The organism is Alkalibaculum bacchi (assembly GCF_003317055.1).
Lineage (GTDB): Bacteria > Bacillota > Clostridia > Eubacteriales > Alkalibacteraceae > Alkalibaculum > Alkalibaculum bacchi.
Window position 1 is genome coordinate 85,735 of sequence record NZ_QNRX01000007.1, and the last position, 25,200, is coordinate 110,934.

The window sequence follows — 25,200 nt, forward strand, 5'->3', positions numbered from 1 at the left end:
GGCGCATTAGTCACAAGTAATTACTCTTTAGTCATTAGTATTAGGGTATTCCTTTTGGGTCAAGATCTTTTTCTGGCGTTCAAGACGACTAGCAAGAGCTAGAGTCTAAAGTAGGAGTTTCCTATAACATAAAAAAGAAGCAGCTTTCGCTGCATATTCTATTTTTTATTATAAAACAAACTTTTTACATTCTCAAAAGCATTGTCGTCCCCTACAAAGTATAAGATATCACCTTCATTTACAGTAGCATATGGGCCTGGCGACATGGTTAAGGTGTCATCTCTTCGTATGCCGACAATCGTCGCAGAAGTACTGTGCCATAGATTAATCTCCGATAGATTTTGTCCTAAATAATTGCTATCACCTTTTAACTCTATTTCATAGGGTATAAAAGGATTAATCCGATTAAAACGGCTGATTTTATCGACAAGAAGATTAATCTGCTCTATTAGATATTTATTTTCTTTTTGCTGTCCTTCTATTGTTTTAATAACTTTATTTTTTAGTGATGTTACCGTATCAATATCTTTGTGATGTTGTACAAAGTAGACTGCATTTTCACGTGAAGTTATCACAACTCCGCTACCTTTTACTGGTTTTACGATTTGCATATCCGATAACACACATATAGCTCTTCTAGCTGTTTCTGCAGAAACACCATACTGACTTGCTAATGCAGATCGAGCAAATATTTTATCCCCTACTTTATATTGATTATTTACAATCTTTGCTGCCACATCCGCTGCAATCTGTTGGTATCTAGGATTTGTCACTTTAATATTTTTTTCCATTCTTCTCTCTACCTTTTCTTTTTATTCTTAACCATACTCTATTATACACAATTACTTGATGTCAGGCATACCCAATGTTTGATGAAAATCCAAACCTCTTCACAATAATTATATTAGCTATGTCTTTATTCATCTTTTCATTAATAAACGGCATAATTCTACAGTCATACCTCAGTTTTACAAGAGACAGTAGATCAACAAAAATCTTACGAGGCACATCTCATTTTCATGATGGTACATTTAACATTGAATTGAAACAATCTATTACTATGTTCTCGTAAATATTACTGTACATTATTATTGACTAATGTTAAATTTTGGGTTATACTATACACAATTTTATATCCGATATGAAGTAAATGTTATGAGTAACAAGTTTTCGAGTCTGTCACGTATGAATTAATACAAATTCAGATAAGACTACTGCAATTGTGAAAATAATATTGAAAAATATTCTTATAGAACTGGGGTCTGTTTAGGATCATATGGTCATGAACTATGCTATGAAGATCATGGTATAAAGCTAGCTAAATAGTGAAGCTTAGGCACTCTAACTCTATTACGTAAAGTAATGAGTTAGAGTGCCTTTTTTTTCGCAGAAAATACTTCACTGTAGAAAAAACAAACTAATATTTAAGGAGGCAACAGATGAAAGAAGGGATAGATTTTATACATCTGTACATGAATGACAAAAAATTAAACGAAAAATCTTTAATAAAGTGGACTGATTGGAGGTGGCAAATCAAAAACTCTATTAAAAAAATTGAGACTGTTGAAAAAATATTAAATGTTTCCTTCTCTGAAGAAAAAAGAAAGAAATTACAGGAAACTATAGATGCATTTCCTATGGCAATTACACCTTATTATATGTCTTTAGTTGATCCAAGTGATTATGAAAATGATCCTGTTTTTAAACAAGCATTTCCAGATACAAGAGAATTGAAAAAATCAGATGCTGAGATGCTTGATCCCTTAGCGGAGGAAAAGGATAGTCCCGTTATTGGGATTACTCATCGTTATCCAGATAGAGTTTTATTCCATGTTAGTAATTTATGTGCAATGTATTGCAGACATTGTACGAGAAAAAGAAAAGTAGGAGACAAAGATTCCATACCCAGCAAGGCAGATCTTCTCAAAGGAATTGAGTACATAAAGAAGCATACGGAAGTAAGAGATGTTCTATTATCTGGCGGAGACCCACTTATGTTACCTGATGAACACATTCTTTTTATATTAGATGAACTGACTAAAATAGATCACGTTGAAGTCATTAGAATAGGCACTAGAACTCCAGTCGTACTTCCATTTAGAATTACGAATAAATTAATAGATTCACTCAGCAAATATGATAACCTGTGGATTAATACCCACTATAATCATCCAAAAGAATTAACCTATGAAGCAAAAACAGCAATAAAAAAACTTACGGGAGTAGGTATACCTTTGGGAAACCAATCTGTTCTATTAGCGGATATTAATGATTGTCCTAGAATCATGAAAAAACTCGTTCAGAAATTAGTTCATTTTAGAGTAAGACCTTATTATATCTATCAATGTGATTTATCTGAAGGCCTTGAACATTTTAGAACTTCTGTGGGCAAAGGAATTGAAATAATGGAGAATTTAAGAGGCTATACAAGCGGATTCGCAGTTCCAACTTATGTTATTGATGCTCCTGGTGGAGGTGGAAAAATCCCAGTTGGTCCGAACTATATTGTTTCGTGGTCAACAAATAAAGTTATTCTACGAAATTACGAGGGTGTAATTACTACATATCGAGAACCAGACTGCTATAAACCTGCCCTTTGCGATCTAAATTGCACCGACTGTAATCTACAGTTTAAAACAGATACTCATCATACTAAAGAGGTAGTTGGCATTAATAAATTATTGGCAGATTACGATGATACTATTAACTTAACGCCAGTGGGGTGAGATCATTATGTTTGATATAATTGAAAAACTTGGAAACTGTACTATTCATCACGGAAAATCCAATAACAGAATCTACCTTATGGATTACAATTCCAAAGATGAGAATATTATAATAGACCGTATAGAAGATTTAGCAGAAAAAGAAGAATACAGCAAAATAGTATTAAAAATACCTGAAAATGCTATCCAACAATTTTTAGAAAGAGCTTATCATATTGAAGGACAAATTCCAAGGTATTTTATGGGTAAAGAAAATTGCATTTTTTTAAGTAAGTTTTTATTGCCTGAAAGAGGTAAGTCGGATAAGGAGCACATATACAAAAAAAATATAGATATTGCACGAACAAAACTACAAGTATTACCAGAAAGCTTACACTCTAATTTTACACTACAAAAAATGGATGAGAAGAGAGCACCAGAAATGGTCGCCTTATATAAAAAAGTATTTCTATCTTATCCTTTCCCAATATTTGATACACACTATATCATTGATACAATGAAAGATAATATTGCATATTTTGGAATATATTATAATAAAGAACTAATTGCTTTATCCTCAAGCGAGATTAGTTATAAATATAAAAATGCAGAGATGACAGATTTCGCTATAAATCCAGAATATAGAGGTAAAGGATTAGCAAAGCACCTCTTAAATACAATGGAAAAGGAAATGAAAAATCAAGGAATCCAAACTGTTTATAGCATAGCAAGATCTTTATCACTACCTATGAACTGTACCTTTTCAAGTGTAGGGTATAAATATGGTGGAACATTATTAAATAATACGCAAATTTCAGGTCAAATTGAAAGTATGAATATTTGGTATAAAAATTAATTTATACTACTTCCATAGAAAAGCATTACAAACAAAAAATTGGTAATACTAATACAAATTCATTAGGAGGTATGATGATGTTTGTTGCGCAAGTAGATGCACGTAAGTATGAACCAAAAGATAAGCATAGAATTATTTTTGAAACGTATCATAGTTTAAAACCAGGTGAAAGTATGGAGTTAACAAATGACCACGACCCACTTCCTCTTTATTATCAATTTTCAGCGGAATATACAGATCAATTTGAGTGGGAATATTTAGATAAAGGTCCTGATGTGTGGAGGGTACGCATCGGTAAAAAATAATTATTATAGTAAAATCAATCTTTTTATTTAGCTTAATGATTATTTGCAAAAAAGAATTTGCCAATAAAATTTCTATGGCAAATTCCTTTTCTTATATTTAGTTCTCTTTTCCGTACTTAAGCCCTGCAACTGCTCTTGCTTTTTCAAAAACTTCTACTACCTCTATGCTTATGTCTAATAGTTCGTAACAAGATGTATAATCCTTTTCTTGAATCATCTTGTCAAAATCTAAGAATTCTTCTACTAATCGACTTTTCCACTGATTTTCATCAATATAAGAAGGCTCTCCACTACAAGTTAACGTATATCCATCACAACTATTTGCAGATGATGGTATATAGATTTCACCTAAATCACCTTGTATTCGGATGGACGGTTTTCCGTGACAATCTTTTGCAGCAACACAGGCGCACTTAAAGTCTTCGTATTCCATAATAAGAATTCCTGAAGTGTCAATTCCTCTAACCATATTCGGAAAATAGTGGACTTCTTTTGGCCTTCCAAATAATCCTACGGCAAAATGAATATTATAAATATTTAAATCAGCTAATGCACCACCATAGTATACAGGATTAAAGACATTTGGCGTCTCCCCACTTTTAAATAAATCGTACCTACTTGAATACTGTATAAAATCTAGTTGTACGATCTTTATTTTGCCTAGTTTATCTAAATTCCTTTTTACGGATTTGTAATTTGATAAATGCCTTGTGGTTATCGCTTCAAAAATCATTACATTATGATTTATTGCAGCTTTTTTTAGAGCATATGCCTCCTCTACGGTTGTAGTGAAGGGTTTTTCACATATAACGTGCTTATGGTGCTCTAAAGCCTCTAAACTGTATTGAAAGTGAAGGCTATTTGGCAAGGCAACATAGATCGTATCAATTTCTTTGTTTTCTAGCATCTCTTTGTAACTGCAATACTTGTATGGGATATTCCACGTCTCTGAGAATTCAAGCGCAGTATTGGGATTTCTTGAACAAATCGCAGTGAATTCAATTTGTTCAAAATCTTTTAATGCATCTAAAAACTCACGCACAATAGGCCCTGTGCCAACAATACCTAATTTCATATAATTTTCACCCTTATCTATAAATTCTTTTGTATCTATTTTTCTTTGTATATTATCACAAAATACTCTTTATGTCATTTTCAATATTATATTGTTATTAGATTGCAATATAAATTATAATAAAGGACTTGCCTCTCCCCTACAAAACAAATTAAGCCTGTGAAGGGCTCTTGTGCAGGCAATGTATAGGAGTTTTTTATCGTCTTCACTTTGATAATTTTTACTATCTGCATCACAGATTAAGACAGCATCAAATTCAAGGCCTTTTGACATATAAACAGGTATAATATTCACGCCATGTAAATCTACTACATCCCCACTTTTTATTAATTTAAGATTTGTTTTATCTTTTAAAGACTCATATAACAAGTCAGCATTTTGGGCTGTTTTACAGATTAAGCCGATGGTTTCATAACCTTCCTCTAAACACAACTGCACTTCTGAAATAATCTTATGATTAAAAGAAGATGCATCATCCGATGTATAAACTTTTGGTTCTTCTCCATCTCTGTTAAAACTCTTTATCTCTAAATCGTGATCAATGAATTTTGAACTATAATTCAAAATCTCATTGGTGCAACGAAAACTCTTGTTCATCGTAATCAAAGATGCTTTTTTCTTATCTAGAATCTTTTGAATTTGTTCATATAAAGATAAGTCTTCTTTCTTTTCAAGGGTTTGATTGATATCGCCTAATATCGTAAACTTAGAATGCTTAAACAATAAATGAAATATTTCATAATGAAGCGGATAGTAATCTTGTGCTTCATCGATGACTACTTGTTTTATGTTTATATATTCTCTAGATCCATATATCTTTAGATGTAAATAAGCAAGAACAGCTGCATCGTCATAGCATAAGTAAGGAATATTTAGATTTTCCGCTGTAAACCTCAAAATCTCTTCAATATCGTCATGCAGCTCAATATCTTTCGCTATGTGATAAAAGTATTCTTTATTGTTGATGAATTTTCGGTATAAATTTTTAATATTAAGCTTGGTGAATCTTTGTATATCATTTTTAATATGAAATACTTCTAATTTGCCAAGTGGCTTTTTCTTAGATTCAGATATTAGATCTAAAATATACTCTTCTAATTGCTCTAATTTCATCCCTATAGGAGTTTCTTTTCTTCCTGATATTTTATCTCGTAGTATTTCCTTCTTTACGATGCATTTGTTTTTATAATAGACATCTTCAAACTCAATCCATTGATAAGCTAAATCGGATATAAAACTATTTAATATTTCTAAAAACTCAGGAGACATTTTAAATTCCATACTGCTCTTTATAAGAGCTCCATATTTTGAGCTTGAGATAATGCTTTCTAAAAATTCGCTTCTTGGCTGTATATGCTCATTTTGAAGAATTTCAGAAAGCATCTCTTCAAATACTGCAGAAGCTACGTTATCTTCTCCTAGCTCAGGCAGTACGCTAGAAATATACTGCTCAAATAAGGAGTTTGGTGAAATGATCATAATATTATTAGATGAAAGTGTATTAGACAATCCTTGATACATAAGATATGCAGCCCTATGAAGAGCAACAGAAGTCTTACCGCTTCCTGCTACACCTTGTACCATCATCAATTCGTTTTCCATATCCCTTATGACCAGATCTTGTTCTTTCTGTATTGTTTCTACAATAGCTTTCATTTGATTAGAAGTATTTTGAGACAATAGTTTTTTTAAAAATTCGTCTACAATTTGAACTTCTGCATCATAAAAGTATTTTAATTCTCCATTTACAATCTCATATTCTCGTTTTAGATTCACTTCTCCTGTGATACGCCCACTAGGTGCATCATAATAGGCTTTCCCTAATGCAAAGCGGTAAAAGACACTTGCTATTGGCGATCTCCAATCGTAGACAATTATTTCATATGAATCATCTTCTATTAAGGAAGAACGCCCAATATATACCTTTTCAAATTCATCCTCATCATCAAATTTAAAGTCAATTCGCGCAAAATAAGGAGATTTTATGAGTTTTTCTAAAGTAGCAATTTTCTTCTCTATTTTTTCATAGTCCATGACCTTTTCTGTGATAGGATTTGTATATTGACTTAATTCAGCCAGAGCTTCAAATCCTTCACTGCTTGAAAGATTGGAAATTGAGTGGACCGTGTTTTCACGTAGTTCCTGTTTTGCAGCAATAATGGCTGATTTATTTTCTTCGTTTTTATATTTTGCTTCATGAATTTGTTTCTTTGCTAAAGCTATGGTTGTTTCTAATCTCTTCTTTTCAAAATGTAACTCAGATGGTTCATTTTCCATTGCGAGAATCACTCCTTATTTAGGATTGTCAGGAGATTCATCTCCAAAACAATATACATAACTTTAGCATAATTTCCATGAGAAATATAGTCTTGTTGTTGTTATTGGTATTTGATACAATTATAGTAGTAAATACGTACTTTGCGCACAATTGAAAATTTAGAATATTTCTCGCCTGATTCTTCACCTGCCAATTCTATCATTATATCATGGCATAGACAGTAAATTGAGCAGACCTCTATGCTGAAAAACGAGACGAGACTTCGTCATAGAAGTCTCGTCTCGTTTGATATAATATATTTTAGAATAAACCGAAGCTTGCAAAATATGCAATTACTACTGAGGCAGGTCCTGTAATCACTCTAGAGAATAAAATGGCAGGAACACCAATCTCAACAGTCTCTGGTTCAGCATCTCCAAGGCTTAAACCTACTGGATTGCTCTTTGGCGCTACTTTTGCCTCTTCTTTTGGAGCTGAAGCAGTTTCTGTAATAACAGTATCTCCATCAGCTAAAGACATATTAATTACTATTACACAAATATAATTTTTCTATAACTTGCACTCAAAAGCCCTAAATATCCTTTGTTTGACCTAATATATACTCTTCTGCTTCCTTTGACCAAACACCGTTATTTTTACTTAAGATACGTCCTAATTCTGAATCCTTTTCTACTTGGCTAATATCTTTTAGGGCCATATCTTTATGGGTGTATACGATTTTTTTCCCACCTCCTATTTCTGTTTGATGTAAGGTGGCATAAGCTACATCGTTTAAGCCTAAAATATGAGTTACGATCTTAGACACATCAACTTTTTTGTCTTCAATGAGCTTTATACCATCTTTCATATCTTGTATATTTCCTCCAGATGTACCTACATAATGGTGATCATTGTAATGGATGCCATAAATATTAATAGGTGCCATTAAGGATTTATCAGAAGGACCTGCAAAGAAGTTCAAACAGCCATCTATATTTAAGATTGAAGAACCTAATGTCACTAGAGAAGGAACAGGTGCAAAGACAAAGATATCGTCATATCCTCCTCCATTTACAAAAGATCTGAGAAGTTGTTCTTGATCCTCAGTATTTGCCGTATTGACGAACTCAATTTCGACTTCTTCAGAGGTATATAATTTTCTAGCCCTCTCAAGTTTTTTGTCATCAATGTCAGTTACAATTAGTTTTTTAGGCTTTTTAGGACCATGCAAAGCTAAGTCTACTGCTAATAATCCCATTGGCCCTGTTGCTCCAATTAATAACATATTTCCATTCTCTTTAATGCCCATATGATGAACTTTTACGTCGTCGTATACATGATAATTTGCTTTGAATGCAGAGATAACACAAGATAACGGCTCAATTAGAGAACCTTCATAATAGGTATCTCCTTTAAAGGATAGTAAGCAGTCGTTATCCATAATTTCACTAGGAATGATAATATACGTTGCATCTCCACCAATATGTTCATATGAATATCCAGGAGTTTCCAATTGATTTGGAAGATTAACCTGCATGACAAACTTACTTCCAGGTTGGTGTTTTTCCTGCCATTTTGAGCCTACTTCTAATATCTCCCCACACATTTCATGACCAATAATCGTAGGGTGGTCTGATAGGTCTCTGGTAACTCTTTTATGTTCAGAACCTTGTTTGATTAATTTATAGGTAGACATACAGATGCTATCTACCACTACTTTAGCTAGGATTTCATCCTCTTTTATTTCAGGTAAATCAAACTCTTCTAAGCGCACATCTTCTTTTCCATATAGTCTTACGGCTTTTGTTTTCATTTACATTCCCCTCTCTGCTTGTCCAGTACTGCCAAACACCTGCATTTTGTCCATTACATCTTCTTTAACGATATCTATGGTCCATAGAGAAATATCGTGAGAATATGTATCTATATTTTTCTGAGCTGCTTCATTAAGCTTTTCTCTTGCTTTTACAGCTACTTTATGAGCTAGATCAGAGTAATAATTGATCTTTGTAACACCATAATAAATGGATTTCTTGTACTCCTCTTCTGATAATCCAGAACCTCCATGCATAACTAGAGGAACAGAAACAGATTTAGCTATTTCGTCTAATCTTTTATAGTCTAATTTTGGTTTCGCAATATATAAGCCATGTGCAGTGCCAAAAGATACGGCTAGTAAATCTACATTTGTCTTTTCTACAAAATCAGCCGCTACTTTAGGGTCTGTATAAATAGCTTCTGAATGGATTAGCTCATCATTTGTTTCACCAGATGTTTCTGGATTTCCCATAGTTCCTAATTCTGCTTCCACTGTTGCACCATAAGAATGTGCTAAGCCAACTACTTTCTTCGTCAGTTCAACGTTTTCATCATAAGGCAAATCAGCACCATCAATCATTACAGATGAAAAGCCTAGCTCTAGTGCCTGAGCGATTAAATCCACGTCTTTGCCATGATCAAAATGAACGACGACAGGTACTGTGGCCTTCTCAGCCTCCCTGACCATAACCGGTCCTATTATGTCTAAAGGCACAAATCCTAAATGGCTTTCTGCAAATTCCATAATAACAGGAGAGTTTGCCTCTTCAGCGGCTGCAATAATACCTCTTATGGCCTCTATACTTGCCACATTAAAGGCACCAAGTGCATATTTGTTCTCTTTTGCATATTGCAAGACCTCTTTTGTATTTACAATAGGCATTGCCAATTCCTCCTTTATGTATATCATTTTTTTCTTGCTTTTATTGTACGACCTTATGAATTATAATGAAAGGGATGGCGATAAAATCAATAAATAATCAAAATTAATCATTACAGAGCATTCATTTAACTGATTATACAGATAAAGATAAATTTTTCACATTCTTTACTCAAAATCAATCATTATTATGGAGGATAATATGTTACCATTTGAACGAAAACAAAAAATTTTAGACTTGTTAAAAACAAAGAAAAGCCTCTCTGTTGAGGGCTTAACCAAACTTTTATACAGCAGTCCAGCCACCATTAGGCGCGATCTAGCTGAATTGTCTCAAGAGGGATTAATACGACGTATCCGAGGCGGAGCTACATATATAGAAAACAAATCCGTAGATTTGCCATATGACTTTCGAAAAGTAAGTGAAAGCGAAAAGAAAAAATACATTGCCAAAATTGCTTTAGATTTCGTATATCACGATATGACTCTATTTATGGATTCAAGTACTACAGTATTACAAATGGTCCCTTTCTTAAAAGAATATAAGGGACTAAAAATATTAACGAATGGAACCATTACTGCCCAGCAATTATCTCAATATACCAATGCTGAAGTCACTTGCGTAGGTGGTAGAGTCCATCCTAAAAGTTCATCTATAAATGGTGCAGTTGCAAGTGATTTTATTACTCATTATCGCGCAGATCTAGCTTTAATGTCTGGAAAATCTCTTTGCGAGAGTGGTGCTATGGAATATACAGAAGAAGAAGCTATAGTAAGACGAGCTTATGTAAAATATGCAAAGGAAAAAGTAGTGCTTATCGATAGTACAAAATTTGGGGGTTCTTGCTTTTATCAGAGCATCCCTTTTAGCCACATGGATTATCTTATCTCAGACGGCCCCATATCCCCATCAATAAGAGAGCAAGTAGATAGATATAATGTAGAATTTATATATTAGATAATAAGTTTGAGTAAAATAAAAATAGTGGGAGAATTAAAAAAGGATCGTATAGACACTTTGGGGCGGTGACTTTTATCTACTAATATGGAGTAGGAAGCCACCCGTCCCTATATGCCCCATGCAGAGCAAACTACAGTAAAGGCCCTATCTATCATAGATACGGCCTTTACTTACTTGGCTATTTCTTGTTTTTATTACCGTTTCCTTTTGCTGCATTATTGTTTGATTTTTGATTTGCATTGTCATTTTTCTTATTTGCATTATCATTTTTCTTATTTGCATTATTTATTTTTCCAACTTTGTCTTTGTTGTCTTTTTTGTCTTTTTTGTCTTTTTTGTCGTTTTTATCGTTTTTCTTGTCCATTCTTTCATTATCAGCAGTTTGTTCTTCTGATGTACTTGTTTCAGTAATTGCGTCATCAGTAGTGATATCCGTTGCTTCTTCTATGTTTTCTTCCTCTACATCTGATTTAGCAGAAGCTTTTAAAGCCTTTTTATTTTCCTTTGTAGCTTTCATGATTTCTTTGACTGGTTTGTCTAACCATTCTTCCATGTTAAAGTCCTCTGGATTTTCTGCTGAAGCCTGTAATTTTTGAACTAGGTTAAGCTTTCCTGGAGTTACGCCAAGTTCTCTTGCTTTCTGGACTCTTTGTAAGCCAACGCTTGTTACTTCAACTGATATCCCTTCAGCATTCTCTTCATTCTCAGCGTATTCATCATTCTCAATATTGTCATCTATAGGTGTTTCATTCGTTTCATCCGTTTCTTCTGTAGGTAATATTATATTTTCTTTTATTTCTTCAGCAAGTTCCTCTGATTCTTCTTCCTCTTGGCCATAAGTCGCTATAACCAAGCCACCTTCAACATCACCCTCGACATCATCTTTAAAATAACCTTCTTCATAGATAGCATTGATAGCTTCTGTAAGAGCTTTGTCGACTTTTTCGTATTTTATTTCGTCTAATGAAACCTTCTTTAAAATTTCCTCACCATCAGGGTTAACCGCCTCAACGCTTAATACTCGATCAAATCGATTCAACGTAAATTCTATAGATGGGTTAACATCTAAACTCACATATGAATATGGGCTTGTACTTGCCCATACACCAGCTCCACAAAGCATGACAAAGGTCGCTGCTGTAGATGCCATAATTGCTAATTTTTTTGATTTCTTAACTTTTCCTCGTTCCAAATCGATCACCTGTCCTATTGAATAATTATTGTCTTTTATTTTTTCTATGCAACCATTATCAGAAAGGACTGCGGCAAAACCATCTTTTATTTCTACAATTACAGATTTCATTTTTACATCTCCTCCCGAATGTATTGCATATAATTTGCAACATGAGGATACTCTCCGGAAAGTATCTCCATTGCCGCTATTATATACTTTCGATGTCTTTCCAAAATTTTTCGGGGTATCTTTGCATTTTTTTCAATTATTTTTAAGGGCAGTTGTTTCTTGTTGCGGATTTCCTGTATGAGAAGGGGATTTTTCAAAAGATAAGAAATAGCCTTTGCACAAGAAGTTTTTGTCTTTTTAGATTTAGGTGAACAATCTACCAAATCCATAAAGGAAAAACAATATGCGCTAAATACTTCGTTTAGAGCGTCTATCTCTAGTTTGATAGAATTATCATTTTTTTGAAGAGTCTTTGCTCCAATCTCTTGGACTAAAGCACCATTGTCTTCTTCTTCATTAAATCCACAATCGAAGACATTAGGATTTACGGAAATCTCAGATTTATATTTTGATTGAGTTCTAAAGTAATCGATGAGGCGACGTCGAATAATCAGCTCTGCAAATTTATCAAAACTCCCTTTTTCTAAATGATAATGATCTACCGCTTCTTTAAAAGCCAACAGGGCAATAGACCATTCCTCATCATTTTTCGTAATGTAATGATGTGAAATAGCAGATGTACACTTTATTATAAACAACTCGCTTCTCTTTAAGAGCTTGTTAAAAGTATCGGGATTCATCCTAGCCTCTGCTACCATACAATTTATATCTGTCAAGAATGAACACCTCCAAGTATAATTGTAACGGAATTATATACATATTATATCTGAAACATGTACACTTTCATAGTTATTTTTATAATTGTAAAGCTATTGTTGAATGGTAGTTAAACCATTATGGATGTTCACCTTCCCCCAAATTTAGAATTATAAAAAAATAATTAATAGATGGTATTTATCACCAAATCAATTAAAATCCATTTTTATTTGAAATTTTCAAACTGTGAAATGATAAAAATATAAACTTAAGGCGAGGTAGTAGCTAGGGATATTACATCAAAAATAGCTCCTATTCAAGCACAAAAAAATGGAGGCAATTTTTCTCCATTTTTTATATTAATACTTATCTCTTTGGCAAATGTATTGGTTCCCCTAGTGCACAGTGTGCCGCTTCCATGATGGTTTCTGCTATTGTTGCGTGTTGATAAATTCTTCCAGTGTGCCTTCTAATTTCATTTTTCCTTGCAAAATACTCGTTAGCTATAACCATCTGTATAAATTCATCGTCATGCTTATATTTCGTTTACTGCACTGCATCGTAATCATTCACGCCTGTGACTTCAATCTGACATACCTTCATTGCATACAGTGCGTTCTTATGACTTTCCAAGGTGGTTCCTGCACAGCAAGATGCATCAACTATAATTGGAATTTCTGGCATTTTAGCTTTTAAAATCATTGCATTTGAAATAACACAAATATCTGTGCAAAGTCCAATAAGTTCTATAGACTCTACCTCCTTTATTGCTGAAATAAATTCAGCAAGTTCTATTGAACCGAAAGCTGGCTTTTCAATCACCTGGCATCCTATCACATACACCCTTTGCGAAATCTCCCAGCCAGGTGTCCCTTTCATGCAATGCTCAACAGGTAGCTTTTGCCCTTCTTGTGTTTGAAGGTAAGCCTCAGTATGGGTATCTTGTGTATAAATGACTCTATCTCCTGCTGCTAGATAACTGTCAATCTTTGCCTTCGCAGAATCAACAATCCCTATAGCTTCCTTAGTGCCAAGTGTTCCATCAATAAAATCATTCTGCATATCAGTTACTACTAAAACTTTCATTTTTTATCCCATCCTTACATTTTATCTTGTGAATAAATTTTATCATAATAATCATGAAAACAATGAAATAAAAGTGAATGCCCGCTGATTTTGTATTAAATCATCTCGTAGGTAGCATAAATATCACTAAAATTGATGTAAAATCTATATAGAGAGTGTATTCATTGCTTTTTCCTTATTAATCCTAGAGTAACAGATTGCTGCATAAACTCCTATTATAGCCATTACTATCCAAGTTCCTAGTGAATTATATAAACTAAAATTTGTTGGTATAACAAACATTGTAAATACTGATCCCATATAGAGCATAACAGAAATAAATTGAATAACTTTTGCATAAGCCAGGCTTGCACACCACATTGCATAACAATTAATAATTGAATAAAAAATTTGAAAAACTACTGATATTAATAAAATTTCAAACAATGTTATAAATGAAAATATACTGCTTTTAAATACTATCCACCCAATACCTGTTGATAAAAAATAAAATATAACTGACAAAGAAACACTAATAAGGATTGGCAGTATCATCTTTCCAATGATAATAACGTACAATTTTGTAGGCATTATAAATAATGTTTCTAACATATTCATATTTTTTTCATACCAAAACCTTAAATTTGATATAAACATTAAGTATCCTAAAATAACGGTCATATAGTTGATATTATATCGATAAACACTGATTGAAAAGTCAGATGTATGTAATCTTATAAACAGTAGTAAATATATGAATATTATAGTTCCTATTGCCATAACTACTTTGGACTTTATATTTTTTGTTAAGCTTTTAAATTCTTTCCACAGCAATGCTTTAATAATCATGAATATCACCTCACTCTTTCAAAATATAAATCTTCTAGACTTTTCTCAATGTGATTTATTTTCTTCACATTGAGTTTATATCTCTGTATTACACAAGATATAATTTGATTTTCTATATCTCCTATGCTATTATCATATTCAATATATAAAGCCTCATCTACAGAATACACATCTAGAACACCCACAATTGAAATCAATTCTTTTTTCAGTTGTGGATTATAGCTTTCTTTTACGTACTCAATTTTAAGTTTTATTATATTTCCATAGTCAATATCTTCTATATCACCAAAATACTTAATTTCTTGATTTAGAAGTATGACTTTATCACAAATTTTCTCAACTTGTGCCATATTATGACTACTTATTATGATCAAGGATTTCTTACTCATACTCTTTAACAACATGGTTAAGCGTTTTTGATTATCTACGTCTAACCAAGACATGGGTTCATCCAGAATTATCATAGAAGCTTCATTAATCAATGTACGAATCAAAGCCACTTTTTTTCTCATTCCCTTAGATAAATTCTTTGCTTGAGTATTTAACTCTTGATCTATATCCAACAAAATGCTTAATTCTTCAATTTTTTTATTCCCATTATTAATTCCATATGCTCTAACTATGAATTGTAGATTTTCACTCACTGTCAAGTCTTCATACAAATTATCCCCGTCAGAACAATAGTTAATATTATTTCCAACAATATTAGTAGAGTTATTTTGGTCCCATAATTTAATTTTTCCTGTAGTAGGTTCAATAAGGTTCATAATTAATCTAAATAATGTAGTTTTCCCTGCACCATTTGGCCCAACTAAACCTACTATACAATTTTTATCTAATGAAAAATTTATATTTTTTAAAGCAACCTTATTGGAATATTTTTTTGATACATTATCTAATGTTAAAATACTCATGTTTTTACCTCCTACATGTTATTTTTTCATCAATACTTGCTCCCAGTCTTGTTTCTAAACTTCTACAGTCATTGCAGGCATACTTTAATCCACAATCTTTACATTGAACTATTTCTCTGTTACTCATATCCCAATATTTTAATAGTTTATCTTCTGTAAAAATGCCATAAATGTCGTCAATTTTACCGATTGCTAAATCCTTCAATCCTAAACATGGTACTATATTGCCATTAGAAAGAATTGCAAATACTAATGGAATTGCATTGAGAAATATGATGTAAAGAAATACTAAAATTATATATATCCACAATATGAACGTTATTGGTTGTTTCCAATTCGATTAAATTATTTCTTCATCTTTATTATCCTTTCTAAACTTGTTTAACTGATTGAAATAAATATCTTTTACTTTGCATTTGTTCGTATCTATTTGATCATTATATACTAACGTGCCTTTCTCAATGATGGATATACTATTTCCTATCTCATTAATAAAATCTAAATTATGGCTGCTTATCATCATAGTAGCTCCCAACCTTTGAGTATGCTTTATAATAGAAATTAAAACCTCTAAACTTTCTGGGTCTATTCCATTAGTCGGTTCATCCAGCAACAACAATTTTGGAGACCCTACCAATGCACATGCTAATGCTAATCGTTTTTTCATTCCATTAGACCATATTCCCACTAAGTCATTTCTTCTATCTATCAATCCCAACAAAACAAGAAACTCTTCGGATTTTTGGTTTATTTCTTTTTTGTTAGTATTTGATAAGCTTGCTCTAAATTTCAGATTTTGTAATGCAGTCAATTTGTCGTAAATCCCATTTGATTCAGGCATATATGCCATATATCTCTTAAATTGCTCAGGCACTTTATTATCTATTAGAATTTCTCCCTTGGTGGGATATATAATACCTGAAGTAAGTCTTAACAATGTTGTTTTTCCGGCTCCATTGTGACCTAATACTCCATGTACATCACCTTGATTTATATTAAAAGTTATACCATTTAATATTTGTGGATTTTTCTTTCTATATCTAAAATACAGTTCATTATATTTTATCATTTGATTCCTTTATTTTACCAAGATCTAACAGCAATTCAGGTGTATATAAACTATCGATCCATTTGTTTTTTGAAGCCGGCTTTATATAATTAAAAAAATCCAATATGGTTATATCTAATATATATTCATAATAATCTTTCCTGTTAAATTCATATCCCCTACAAACTAATTTTAATTTGCCAACACTCAGGTCAATATATAGTGTACACATGAGGTAGGGAGTCGTCCTATGGTGTACGAAGAATCCAAAATGAACTGATTAAGCTTGGTTTCAACATAGGAAGGCGACTTATTAAACGTTATATGCAAGAGATGGATATAGAAGCCTTGTATCCTGACCCTAATTTAAGCAAGCGAGCTAAATTGGTAAAGACATCCTCTTATTTATTGCGCCATTTATCCATTGAACGCCCTATTTAGGTGTGGTCTATCGGATATATCGTACGTAGAAGCTCCCAGTGGATTTGTTTATATAACAGCCATTATCGACTGGTACTCAAGATTTTTGGTAAGTTATTCAATTAGCAATACCCTTCAAGCACATACAGTAACCCGTGTTGTAAAAGACGCTGTTTGCAAATATGGAGCACCTGAAATCATCAATAGTGATCAAGGTTCTCAGTTTACATCAAACGAATATATAGAGCTCATTAAGAGCTTTGAAAAAACAGAAATCAGCGTGGATGGAAAGGGTCGTGCAACAGATAACATTGCCATTGAACGCTTTTTCAGATCTTATAAATGGTAGCATCTTTATTTAATGTACCCTAAGACAGTCTCGAAGGTGAAAACCTTAACAAAAGAGTATATTAATCACTATAATTATGAAAGAGGTCATCAAAGCTACGACTAGAAAACACGAGCACAAATCTACTTTAATTTTGTTGCCAGTGCAGCTTAATCAAGAAAGTAGTCATAACTAAGAATTTCTGAATTTGTGTCTTGACAAGCGTGCACATTATAACCTGATAAGTATTCTTTTACAGCTAATAGTTTTTCTTTAGGTGATATACTCCTGTTTCCAAACATAAAAATATACTCCTCCTTATGATAAACAGTTTTAATTATTTAAACTGTCTACCATAAGGGGAGCATATCATATTATCTTTGCTCTTCTAAAATTAATTATCTTTTAGCTTTTTTATTACAATTTCTGTAACAACTGCTACGTTAACGATAAAAAATTTTCCCAAAAATTCGGATTTAAGAATACTTTATCATGTAGTGTTAGTTCTAAGTTTTACTCCTAATATCATCCCCTATTATAATAAGATAACTCAAAATACTAATTACGATTTTCTTTATTGTCCTCACCTAATCCTTATGTCCCGTTGTGTACAAATAGGTTGCTATACACCATCTCTACGCGCCTCATAGTTTACTTTTTTTGAAATAATTGCATACTAACGGAATTGCATTGAGAAATATGATGTATAAAAATACTAAAGTTATATATACCCATAATACAAGCGTTATTGGTTCTTGCCATTTAATTAAATTGTTTCTTTCGACTACTTGAGACAGTATAAATATCCCAATTCCAAATGCAAATAGTATTACCGCAATAGTATTTCGAATTTGTCTAAATTTTTTGTTCACTTGAATCCCTCCGCTTTGTCTTTTATAATTTTTATTAGATATGAGAAATATACGAACCGTAGTTATCGCCGGTACTTGCTCTAAATGACCAAACATATCGGTATAGAGGTGCACTGTTAGGTATTGTATACATCTGAAGTGTATACTTAACTGTGCCACCAATTGCTCCTGCTGCAATAACACCTAAGGCTGCTGTTCCCATTGCCGCTATTACGCCAACAGCGTTTAAAGATGCAAGTGGAATTGCAATTACAGCAGCAACTGCTGCAGCAGTAATGCCTCGTGCCCAAGATACATACTTAGAGCCAGAGCCAATATTTTTCCATGTACTATTGGGAGAATACTCTAGATTATCAAATTTAATGTCGTTTCCTTTTTCTAATGTGCCTATTACTTCATCATTATAATATATTGTAGAAGTGTTTTCATTATACGACACTTTTTCTACTGAATTATCGTTATTATTTGTAACATAAATAACTCTATGATTATTTTCATAACTATAATCATATGTATAACTAGTGCCGTCTATAAATACAGTTTCACTTTCTTGTTTGTTAATATTACCTGTAACATAATCATTAGAGATAGTTTTAGCGTTTGCATGATAGGGTAGTGTCCAAGATAACATTAAGACCAAACTCATAATCACTAAAATTTTTTTCTTCATTAAATAATTCCTCCATAGTTACTTATTTAACAATGACAATGTTTTTGTATATTGCGGGGGATGTGTTAGTTTACTTTTTAATAACATTGTCAGTATTTTTTGTGTAAATCTCTTTAATCTCAATCATTGATATATCTCGCTCTCGGTGGTTGTCAAGGTGGTTGTCACAAATAACAAATTTTTTATGACACTTTTTCTACCTTACCTTCTACTTCTTCTTTTTCTGGATTTAAGTATACTGTCTCAGAGATTGACCAATCTCTTGTCTCTCGTGACCAGCGTTGTGGATTTGTTTGTTTTGCCTCTTCATATACTGCTTTACGTTTTACTAGGACATCTAGTCCAAAATCTTCACTATGGCGTTGTACAGGGGTTAGAAAGTTAATTCCACTGTGATGATGTTCAAAGTTGTACCATTGAACAAATTCATATGCCCATTGACGGGCTTCCTCGATGGTGGGAAAGCCTTTAGGCTGATAATTAGGGCGATATTTCACTGTTTTAAATAAACTTTCAGCATAAGCATTGTCATTGCTGACACGTGGTCTACTGTTTGAAGGGGTGATCCCTAGTGCATAAAGTTTTTCAAGCATAGTGGCACCTTTCATAGGGCTACCATTGTCAGAATGAAGCACTAAGGGATAATTTCTAGTTGTCAGTTTTTCGGAGATTACAGCTTTTGTAATGAGTTCGCTAGCATGCTCGGCTGATTCCTCTTCCCAGACTTCCCATGCAACGATTTTTCAACTAAATATATCTGATATCATGTACAGATAATAATGTCGTCCCTTAATAGGCCCATTCAAATACGTGATATCCCATACGTAGACCTGATTAGGTGCCGTGGCTTCATGTGTAGATATAGGACGTTTGACTGGTTCTTAGCTACGTCCACGATGATGCTGTTCATCGTATTAATGTAATACTTTATAAAAAGTAGATTCTTATGCAATATAGATTCCTTCATCGGCTAACATTGGAACAATCTGACTTGGCGGCAGACTGCTGTATTTCGGATTATGTACTATATTTAGAATTTGATGTTCCTCAAATTCCGTAAGTTTATTAGAAGGTGGTTTACGTTCACATGTTGTTCTGTGGTCAATATAATCACCATCTACGGCAGCTGATTTCTTCCAACGGTTTAATGTTCGGCTACTGATACCTACTTCTTTGCAAGCAGCGTCAAGGGTCGCACCGCTTTGAATAGCTTCTTCGATTAGTTCGACTGCTTTACTGCGATCTACGGGGCTAATCATTCATCTTAGTATTTCTTAACCTTACCCACCACAAGCATCATTGCAAGCAATCCAATTGCCATTGTAATACAGATTAATACTTGTTTTTGTCCCAAAATCCAAAATAACAAATTTACCACCAGTAAAAAACTTAAAATCATTCTTGTTTTCTTTCTATAAATCACAATTTCCATTTGATCCAAAGGTTTGTTACTATCCTCTACCGGTGCAAACAAGAAGACTATACTCCCTGCGCAGAGTGCAACCATCAAACAAATAATACTTGTCCAAGGTATCAACTTTATCCCTAAAAGGGTTACTGACATGGTTCCTATTGAAAATATGTAACATCTAAACTGCGTTCTTGCATGATACCCCCCTGCATATGTTCTAAGAGGGATATACACAAGCGTCAATAGGATGCTTTGCCATACCATTCTCAATACGATACCGATAACAATCGTTGTGGCAATATTAAGCACCATCAATGTTCCTTGTTCCAGTCCATAGGTGTATAAGTCTTTATCCTCAGAGGGTATTACTCCGTTCTGAATAAATGAATCTGTAATTTTCTCGAATACATTCATTCTCATTAAAATTTGCGGAGCTTTTGGGCACCTTCTGGTAGCTTTGGTTGATGTACAAGAAATATACACGCTGAATTTACATTCATAATCGTGACCGTCAGCGCTAAACTTGCGATCATTCCACTAAACTTCATTGCGATTCTTTTCATATGCGTTCCCTACCTCTCTTTATTTTATTTGGTAATCTTATCCTACTATAAAAATTCAACTTATGCGGAGACTTGTCAAAATTCATATATGTTTTTGTAGTGAATTAAGGTTTTTCTTTTAAAATCTTTAAAAGAGTTTTGCTTCATTAAAAAAAGAGCAGGCTATTTTAACAGCCATTGCTCTCAGATAATTCGATATACATGAATAGTGTTACAGAAAATACTTTCTCGTTATGTGAAATATCTATAGTCCCATTATATTTTGCTAAAACAGTTTTGATGCTTTGTAGACCAATTCCATGATTCGCTTTATCCTCCTTTGTTGTCAGGAACGTATCATCCTCTTTAGCTATTTTCCCTTCAAACGGATTATCGATATTTAATATAAACCGCCCCCTATCATATTTTATGATAATATTGATATATCTTTCTTCCGTTAACTTGCAGACAGCCGACACTGCATTATCAAGTAAATTTCCTAATATGATTGTCATATCAAAAGAGGGAATATCCATTTCTTCTGGTACATTAAGATCAAGTGCAATTTTTATATTTTTTTGTTCTAATTCTTGAAGTTTAAAATTTAGAATACTGTCTACAATTATGTTTCCTGAATGTGCATGTTCCTTTTTTTCACCAATTGTGTATAGCATTTTAGATATATGGTCAAGTGAATGCTCTATTTCATTATCATGGACTAGCGAATATATTACTGTGAGATGATTTATTAAGTCATGCTTTATTTGTCGTGTTGATTTCAAGGAATTTCTCATAAGATTGAATTGTTCATTGTAATATTCATTTTGCTTGGTGAGTAATGCTGCTTCCATTTTGTTTGATAAAGTCTCCGAAGTTCTATCAAATAAATAGAATGTTGCAAAATTAATTAATAACATGAAAATGATACCTACTATCACTTGTAGTAACATGATATCTTGTGTTTGAAATAAAATTAAAATTATATATAGAGATGATACAGGCATTAATATTATACATACCCAATATGACATCGGAACACTTTCACTATGCTTAACATTTACAAATTTTCCTAAAACTAAAACAACTATATATGTAACCACTTTTAGAACTATTAGGCTATAAGAAATTGAATATTCATTTTCCGAGAAAATTGTGAAACGCATCCCTGACAAAAGTATTATTACAATTATTTCAACACACATGGAAATCAAGTATATATAAGTAACAGCCAAAATCCTTTTTTTTATATTCGCTTTGTAATTAAGAGACAATCCAATAAAAGCACTTATATTGCATATCATCATAACCACAGGTATTTTAATAAATAAATATACAATTGTTATCATTATAAAATATCCAAGATATGATAATAACTCTATCTTTCTGTTAACTTCTTTTCTATTAAAAAAAACACTCATAAATTTGTAAATAATATATGTTCCAAAGATATTAGTGATAATGTATACCAGATTATATAAGCTTATATCCATTTCTTAACATCCTTTTTTAGACTCTTAAAACTGCTATTCTACATAGTCTCTGCATAAACTTCACTCAAATTTTTCATAAATAACTTGTAATTCTCTTATTGCTTTTCTCCTTGGTTGACTTATCGGGAGTTGCATCAAATTCGACATTATAACGGATTCGTATCTAAATGTAATAACATGAGCGTAGCTTACGATATAAGATTTATGAATATGCATAAATCGGTATGTTGAGACTTCTGTTAGCACGTCCCGAAGCTTACCATAAAATAATTCTTCCCCATCAGTAGTAACTATTTTCACTTGTCTACCTATGCTTTCAAAATAAAGGATATTCTTTATGGGTATCTTGTAAGTCTCCTGACCTTTTTTGTAAGTAAATATACCGCCTGATTTTTCATTTAATTTCATTGCAAGCAAAACATCTTTTATAATCTTGCCCTCATCTAGGGGTTTGGGCAAAAAATGCATGGGTCTTACTTCAAATAGCTCTCTATCGTAGCAATCTTTTCCTGATATGTATATAATTTGTATGGTTTGATTATCCATTTCTTTTCGGATTTTCATACCCACCTCTATACCATTTATCCGTTCTAATTCAATATCTAAAAAGATTAGATCAAAACTATGTTCCTTTTCAATGAACTCACATAATTTTTCTCCTGAATAAAAGACTTGAACTTCTACTTTTTCGTTAGTGGTCTTAAAATAAGTTAAGATGATCTTTTCAATTTGTGAACAAATCATTTGCTCGTCGTCACATATTGCAATTTGAAACAAAACGTTCATCCCTCCCCATAAATTCAGGATGTAATGATACTCTGACATATTATTTGCTTAAATTCCTTCTGTTTACATAATATCACAGAATATGGAATAAAAAACAACTTTTGCTTACCTTTATTTTATAATATTTAAAGCAATCACAAGACTATTCTAAAAATCACCAAACAAAAAACGGAGGAATTCTTCCTCCGTTTTTTGTAGGTCATTCTTATCTCTTGGGTAAATGTATTGGCTCGCCTAGTGCACAATGTGCGGCTTCCATGATGGTTTCTGCAATGGTTGGATGAGCGTGGATGGTGTTTACTAGTTCTTCTAGTGTGCCTTCTAATTTCATTACAGCTGCTGCTTCTGCAATGATCTCTGTTGCACTTGCTCCTACAATGTGAACGCCTAGGATTTCACCGTATTTCTTATCAGCAATAACCTTTACAAAGCCTTCTGTTTCGCCCATGGCAAGAGCTTTTCCGCTTGCAGACATAGGGAATTTACCTACTAAAACATCACCGTATTTTCTTCTTGCTTCTTCTTCAGTCAACCCTACACAGCCGATTTCTGGAATGGTAAAGATGCAAGATGGAACAATATTGTACTTCATCTTCTCTGAGCCACCCATGGCGTTTTCTGCTGCTTTAATCCCTTGTGCAGAAGCTACATGAGCTAATTGGAATTTACCTGTGACATCGCCTATTGCATATACATCTTCTACAGATGTCTTTAGATAATCATCAACTTTGACGACTCTGTCTATATCTAGACCTAAATCTTCTAATCCCTCTAAGCAAGTTTTTCTTCCAATAGACACTAAGACTTTATTCGCTTCGATTTCTATGGCTTTGTTCCCACTTACATGAACTGTGTATTTGTCTTCTTTCTTTTCTACTTTTTCCACTTTTGCAGATGTAAGAACCTCTACGCCAGATTTTTGAAAAGATTTTTTTAATGTTTCAGCAATTTCTTTATCTAAGTTTGGAAGTAAATAATCTTGCATTTCTACAATCGTAACCTTGCTTCCAAATGTACTAAAGATCGTCGCAAATTCACAACCAATCACGCCGCCACCAATGACGACTAATTCTTTTGGCACTTCTTGTATATCTAATATTTCCGTACTTGTCATGATGCCAGGTAAATCTAGACCTGGTATTGGTGGAACTAATGGAGTAGAACCTGTAGCGATGATTAATTTACCGTAAGAAATGACTTGACCTTTATCTGCCCCGTCAACAATATCTACTGTTTTATTTTTGTTTACATGACCTTTTCCAGAGTAAATTTTGATATTATTTGATTTTAAAATGCCAGTAACGCCACCTACAAGTTGTTTGACAACACTGTTTTTATTTTGAACAACTTGAGCCATATCTACTTGAGGCTCTCCTACCTTTATACCTTTTTGCTCCGCATTTTTCATATTATGAATAATCTCTGCACCTTTGACCATCGTCTTTGTTGGGATGCAACCTACATTTAAGCACGTTCCACCTACAGATGTTTTTTCAATTAGGGCAACTTTTGCACCTAGCTGTGCAGCACGAATAGCTGCTACATATCCGCCAGGTCCCCCACCTAATACCACAATATCATAAGTGTTATCAGCTGTTTGAGGTGTTGCAGCTTCTTCTTTAGCAGGAGCTATTTCTTGAATTGGGGCTGCTTCTGGTGCTGGAACTTGTGAACCTGTAGCATTAGGGATCACTTCCCCTTCCCCACCAATATATCCAATAACCGTAAATACGGGTAAAACGTCTCCTTCTTTAGCTAAAATTTTAAGAAGAGTACCTGACACTTCTGCTTCTACTTCCATATTGACCTTATCCGTCAAGATTTCTAGTAAAGGCTCTCCTGTTTCAATCTGATCTCCTTCTTCTTTCAGCCATTTAATGACTGTACCTTCTTCCATATCCATGCCAGCTTTTGGCATAATCACTTCTGTTGCCATTTGACACCTCCGT

General features: G+C 33.1%; 28 protein-coding genes and 1 pseudogene. 6 read left to right on the top strand and 23 right to left on the bottom strand.

Going from position 1 to position 25,200, the window contains the following annotated elements; all coding sequences use genetic code 11:
* Positions 1-158: 158 nt before the first annotated feature.
* Positions 159-791, bottom strand: coding sequence for a GntR family transcriptional regulator (locus DES36_RS06755; RefSeq protein ID WP_113920467.1), 633 nt, complete (start codon positions 789-791; stop codon positions 159-161).
* A 648-nt stretch (positions 792-1,439) separates the two neighbouring features.
* Here DES36_RS06755 and kamA point away from each other — a divergent pair.
* The 3 genes from kamA (at position 1,440) to DES36_RS06770 (ending at position 3,866) form a co-directional block, all read left to right on the top strand.
* The gene (gene kamA / locus DES36_RS06760; protein ID WP_242981722.1) at positions 1,440-2,726 is read left to right on the top strand and encodes a lysine 2,3-aminomutase; all 1,287 of its coding nucleotides are present in this window, start codon (positions 1,440-1,442) and stop codon (positions 2,724-2,726) included.
* Positions 2,727-2,733: 7 nt separating this feature from the next.
* Positions 2,734-3,561: a putative beta-lysine N-acetyltransferase gene (ablB, locus tag DES36_RS06765; protein WP_113920468.1), complete on the top strand. Its 828-nt coding sequence runs from the start codon at positions 2,734-2,736 to the stop codon at positions 3,559-3,561.
* A gap of 71 nt (positions 3,562-3,632) precedes the next feature.
* The gene (locus tag DES36_RS06770) at positions 3,633-3,866 is read left to right on the top strand and encodes a DUF2249 domain-containing protein (RefSeq protein WP_113920469.1); all 234 of its coding nucleotides are present in this window, start codon (positions 3,633-3,635) and stop codon (positions 3,864-3,866) included.
* 97 nt (positions 3,867-3,963) lie between these two features.
* Here the strand turns inward: DES36_RS06770 and DES36_RS06775 are convergent, their stop codons facing one another.
* The 5 genes from DES36_RS06775 to DES36_RS06795 all read right to left on the bottom strand — a co-directional run bounded on the left by DES36_RS06775 (position 3,964) and on the right by DES36_RS06795 (position 9,899).
* Positions 3,964-4,941, bottom strand: coding sequence for a Gfo/Idh/MocA family protein (locus DES36_RS06775; RefSeq protein WP_113920470.1), 978 nt, complete (start codon positions 4,939-4,941; stop codon positions 3,964-3,966).
* 114 nt (positions 4,942-5,055) lie between these two features.
* Positions 5,056-7,218 (bottom strand): HelD family protein, encoded by a 2,163-nt coding sequence (locus tag DES36_RS06780; RefSeq protein ID WP_113920471.1) that lies wholly within the window; start codon positions 7,216-7,218, stop codon positions 5,056-5,058.
* A 301-nt stretch (positions 7,219-7,519) separates the two neighbouring features.
* Positions 7,520-7,738 (bottom strand): hypothetical protein, encoded by a 219-nt coding sequence (locus tag DES36_RS15305; protein ID WP_278278698.1) that lies wholly within the window; start codon positions 7,736-7,738, stop codon positions 7,520-7,522.
* Positions 7,739-7,790: 52 nt separating this feature from the next.
* Positions 7,791-9,011 (bottom strand): zinc-binding dehydrogenase, encoded by a 1,221-nt coding sequence (locus DES36_RS06790; RefSeq protein ID WP_113920472.1) that lies wholly within the window; start codon positions 9,009-9,011, stop codon positions 7,791-7,793.
* A complete protein-coding gene (locus DES36_RS06795; RefSeq protein WP_113920473.1) occupies positions 9,012-9,899 on the bottom strand; it encodes a class II fructose-bisphosphate aldolase in 888 nt (295 codons plus the stop codon).
* A 199-nt stretch (positions 9,900-10,098) separates the two neighbouring features.
* Between DES36_RS06795 and DES36_RS06800 the strand changes: the two genes are divergently transcribed.
* On the top strand, positions 10,099-10,854 hold the full coding sequence (locus DES36_RS06800) for a DeoR/GlpR family DNA-binding transcription regulator (protein ID WP_170128217.1): 756 nt from the start codon (positions 10,099-10,101) through the stop codon (positions 10,852-10,854).
* A 181-nt stretch (positions 10,855-11,035) separates the two neighbouring features.
* On the opposite strand, the gene DES36_RS06805 is transcribed toward DES36_RS06800, so the two are convergent.
* The 8 genes from DES36_RS06805 to DES36_RS06835 form a co-directional block, all read right to left on the bottom strand.
* A complete protein-coding gene (locus tag DES36_RS06805; RefSeq protein WP_113920475.1) occupies positions 11,036-12,160 on the bottom strand; it encodes an anti-sigma-I factor RsgI family protein in 1,125 nt (374 codons plus the stop codon).
* 2 nt (positions 12,161-12,162) lie between these two features.
* Positions 12,163-12,876 carry a hypothetical protein gene (locus DES36_RS06810; protein ID WP_113920476.1) on the bottom strand — a complete coding sequence of 238 codons (714 nt, stop codon included), beginning with the start codon at positions 12,874-12,876 and terminating at the stop codon, positions 12,163-12,165.
* A gap of 346 nt (positions 12,877-13,222) precedes the next feature.
* Positions 13,223-13,369, bottom strand: coding sequence for a hypothetical protein (locus DES36_RS15040; RefSeq protein WP_187387046.1), 147 nt, complete (start codon positions 13,367-13,369; stop codon positions 13,223-13,225).
* Positions 13,370-13,402: 33 nt separating this feature from the next.
* A complete protein-coding gene (locus DES36_RS06815) occupies positions 13,403-13,942 on the bottom strand; it encodes a cysteine hydrolase family protein (protein WP_113920477.1) in 540 nt (179 codons plus the stop codon).
* A gap of 144 nt (positions 13,943-14,086) precedes the next feature.
* A complete protein-coding gene (locus DES36_RS06820) occupies positions 14,087-14,770 on the bottom strand; it encodes a hypothetical protein (protein ID WP_113920478.1) in 684 nt (227 codons plus the stop codon).
* 5 nt (positions 14,771-14,775) lie between these two features.
* Positions 14,776-15,684 (bottom strand): ABC transporter ATP-binding protein, encoded by a 909-nt coding sequence (locus DES36_RS06825; RefSeq protein WP_113920479.1) that lies wholly within the window; start codon positions 15,682-15,684, stop codon positions 14,776-14,778.
* Between the two features lie 4 nt (positions 15,685-15,688).
* Positions 15,689-15,994, bottom strand: coding sequence for an SPASM domain-containing protein (locus DES36_RS06830; RefSeq protein WP_170128218.1), 306 nt, complete (start codon positions 15,992-15,994; stop codon positions 15,689-15,691).
* A gap of 30 nt (positions 15,995-16,024) precedes the next feature.
* On the bottom strand, positions 16,025-16,753 hold the full coding sequence (locus DES36_RS06835) for an ABC transporter ATP-binding protein (protein ID WP_113920481.1): 729 nt from the start codon (positions 16,751-16,753) through the stop codon (positions 16,025-16,027).
* 234 nt (positions 16,754-16,987) lie between these two features.
* On the opposite strand from DES36_RS06835, the pseudogene DES36_RS15450 reads away from it, so the two are divergent.
* Both DES36_RS15450 and DES36_RS06845 read left to right on the top strand, forming a co-directional pair.
* Positions 16,988-17,173: pseudogene (locus tag DES36_RS15450) on the top strand (hypothetical protein); the annotation flags it as partial.
* A complete protein-coding gene (locus DES36_RS06845) occupies positions 17,157-17,501 on the top strand; it encodes a DDE-type integrase/transposase/recombinase (RefSeq protein ID WP_170128219.1) in 345 nt (114 codons plus the stop codon). The pseudogene DES36_RS15450 and the gene DES36_RS06845, both read left to right, overlap by 17 nt.
* Before the next feature lie 149 nt (positions 17,502-17,650).
* Here DES36_RS06845 and DES36_RS15310 read toward each other — a convergent pair whose 3' ends face one another.
* The 9 genes from DES36_RS15310 to lpdA form a co-directional block, all read right to left on the bottom strand.
* Positions 17,651-17,782 carry a hypothetical protein gene (locus tag DES36_RS15310; protein WP_278278699.1) on the bottom strand — a complete coding sequence of 44 codons (132 nt, stop codon included), beginning with the start codon at positions 17,780-17,782 and terminating at the stop codon, positions 17,651-17,653.
* Between the two features lie 604 nt (positions 17,783-18,386).
* Positions 18,387-18,998 carry a hypothetical protein gene (locus DES36_RS06855; protein WP_207657434.1) on the bottom strand — a complete coding sequence of 204 codons (612 nt, stop codon included), beginning with the start codon at positions 18,996-18,998 and terminating at the stop codon, positions 18,387-18,389.
* Positions 18,999-19,204: 206 nt separating this feature from the next.
* Positions 19,205-19,657: an integrase core domain-containing protein gene (locus DES36_RS06860; protein ID WP_242981723.1), complete on the bottom strand. Its 453-nt coding sequence runs from the start codon at positions 19,655-19,657 to the stop codon at positions 19,205-19,207.
* Between the two features lie 309 nt (positions 19,658-19,966).
* On the bottom strand, positions 19,967-20,281 hold the full coding sequence (locus DES36_RS06865; RefSeq protein ID WP_113920487.1) for a helix-turn-helix domain-containing protein: 315 nt from the start codon (positions 20,279-20,281) through the stop codon (positions 19,967-19,969).
* Between the two features lie 5 nt (positions 20,282-20,286).
* Positions 20,287-20,847, bottom strand: a complete 561-nt coding sequence (locus tag DES36_RS06870) for an accessory gene regulator ArgB-like protein (protein ID WP_242981724.1) — start codon at positions 20,845-20,847, stop codon at positions 20,287-20,289.
* A gap of 5 nt (positions 20,848-20,852) precedes the next feature.
* Positions 20,853-20,996, bottom strand: a complete 144-nt coding sequence (locus tag DES36_RS06875; protein ID WP_113920489.1) for a cyclic lactone autoinducer peptide — start codon at positions 20,994-20,996, stop codon at positions 20,853-20,855.
* A 167-nt stretch (positions 20,997-21,163) separates the two neighbouring features.
* A complete protein-coding gene (locus tag DES36_RS06880) occupies positions 21,164-22,465 on the bottom strand; it encodes a sensor histidine kinase (protein WP_113920490.1) in 1,302 nt (433 codons plus the stop codon).
* 60 nt (positions 22,466-22,525) lie between these two features.
* Complete coding sequence (locus DES36_RS06885; RefSeq protein ID WP_242981725.1) at positions 22,526-23,251, bottom strand: LytR/AlgR family response regulator transcription factor; 726 nt, start codon at positions 23,249-23,251, stop codon at positions 22,526-22,528.
* 205 nt (positions 23,252-23,456) lie between these two features.
* On the bottom strand, positions 23,457-25,187 hold the full coding sequence (gene lpdA, locus DES36_RS06890) for a dihydrolipoyl dehydrogenase (protein WP_113920492.1): 1,731 nt from the start codon (positions 25,185-25,187) through the stop codon (positions 23,457-23,459).
* Between the last annotated feature and the right edge of the window lie 13 nt (positions 25,188-25,200).

What these genes read in the sequence shown, in the direction of transcription:
- DES36_RS06880 (WP_113920490.1), bottom strand. Translation starts at nt 22,465, where the DNA reads ATGGATATAAGCTTATATAATCTGGTATACATTATCACTAATATCTTT.
- DES36_RS15310 (WP_278278699.1), bottom strand. Translation starts at nt 17,782, where the DNA reads ATGTTTGGAAACAGGAGTATATCACCTAAAGAAAAACTATTAGCTGTA.
- lpdA (WP_113920492.1), bottom strand. Translation starts at nt 25,187, where the DNA reads ATGGCAACAGAAGTGATTATGCCAAAAGCTGGCATGGATATGGAAGAA.
- DES36_RS06780 (WP_113920471.1), bottom strand. Translation starts at nt 7,218, where the DNA reads ATGGAAAATGAACCATCTGAGTTACATTTTGAAAAGAAGAGATTAGAA.
- DES36_RS06770 (WP_113920469.1), top strand. Translation starts at nt 3,633, where the DNA reads ATGATGATGTTTGTTGCGCAAGTAGATGCACGTAAGTATGAACCAAAA.
- DES36_RS06870 (WP_242981724.1), bottom strand. Translation starts at nt 20,847, where the DNA reads ATGAATGTATTCGAGAAAATTACAGATTCATTTATTCAGAACGGAGTA.
- DES36_RS06800 (WP_170128217.1), top strand. Translation starts at nt 10,099, where the DNA reads ATGTTACCATTTGAACGAAAACAAAAAATTTTAGACTTGTTAAAAACA.
- DES36_RS06815 (WP_113920477.1), bottom strand. Translation starts at nt 13,942, where the DNA reads ATGAAAGTTTTAGTAGTAACTGATATGCAGAATGATTTTATTGATGGA.
- DES36_RS06820 (WP_113920478.1), bottom strand. Translation starts at nt 14,770, where the DNA reads ATGATTATTAAAGCATTGCTGTGGAAAGAATTTAAAAGCTTAACAAAA.
- kamA (WP_242981722.1), top strand. Translation starts at nt 1,440, where the DNA reads ATGAAAGAAGGGATAGATTTTATACATCTGTACATGAATGACAAAAAA.
- DES36_RS06835 (WP_113920481.1), bottom strand. Translation starts at nt 16,753, where the DNA reads ATGATAAAATATAATGAACTGTATTTTAGATATAGAAAGAAAAATCCA.
- DES36_RS06775 (WP_113920470.1), bottom strand. Translation starts at nt 4,941, where the DNA reads ATGAAATTAGGTATTGTTGGCACAGGGCCTATTGTGCGTGAGTTTTTA.
- DES36_RS06865 (WP_113920487.1), bottom strand. Translation starts at nt 20,281, where the DNA reads ATGATTAGCCCCGTAGATCGCAGTAAAGCAGTCGAACTAATCGAAGAA.
- DES36_RS06790 (WP_113920472.1), bottom strand. Translation starts at nt 9,011, where the DNA reads ATGAAAACAAAAGCCGTAAGACTATATGGAAAAGAAGATGTGCGCTTA.
- DES36_RS06875 (WP_113920489.1), bottom strand. Translation starts at nt 20,996, where the DNA reads ATGAAAAGAATCGCAATGAAGTTTAGTGGAATGATCGCAAGTTTAGCG.
- DES36_RS06805 (WP_113920475.1), bottom strand. Translation starts at nt 12,160, where the DNA reads ATGAAATCTGTAATTGTAGAAATAAAAGATGGTTTTGCCGCAGTCCTT.
- DES36_RS06885 (WP_242981725.1), bottom strand. Translation starts at nt 23,251, where the DNA reads ATGAACGTTTTGTTTCAAATTGCAATATGTGACGACGAGCAAATGATT.
- DES36_RS06795 (WP_113920473.1), bottom strand. Translation starts at nt 9,899, where the DNA reads ATGCCTATTGTAAATACAAAAGAGGTCTTGCAATATGCAAAAGAGAAC.
- DES36_RS06755 (WP_113920467.1), bottom strand. Translation starts at nt 791, where the DNA reads ATGGAAAAAAATATTAAAGTGACAAATCCTAGATACCAACAGATTGCA.
- DES36_RS06825 (WP_113920479.1), bottom strand. Translation starts at nt 15,684, where the DNA reads ATGAGTATTTTAACATTAGATAATGTATCAAAAAAATATTCCAATAAG.
- ablB (WP_113920468.1), top strand. Translation starts at nt 2,734, where the DNA reads ATGTTTGATATAATTGAAAAACTTGGAAACTGTACTATTCATCACGGA.
- DES36_RS06855 (WP_207657434.1), bottom strand. Translation starts at nt 18,998, where the DNA reads ATGAGTTTGGTCTTAATGTTATCTTGGACACTACCCTATCATGCAAAC.
- DES36_RS15305 (WP_278278698.1), bottom strand. Translation starts at nt 7,738, where the DNA reads ATGTCTTTAGCTGATGGAGATACTGTTATTACAGAAACTGCTTCAGCT.
- DES36_RS15040 (WP_187387046.1), bottom strand. Translation starts at nt 13,369, where the DNA reads ATGGTTATAGCTAACGAGTATTTTGCAAGGAAAAATGAAATTAGAAGG.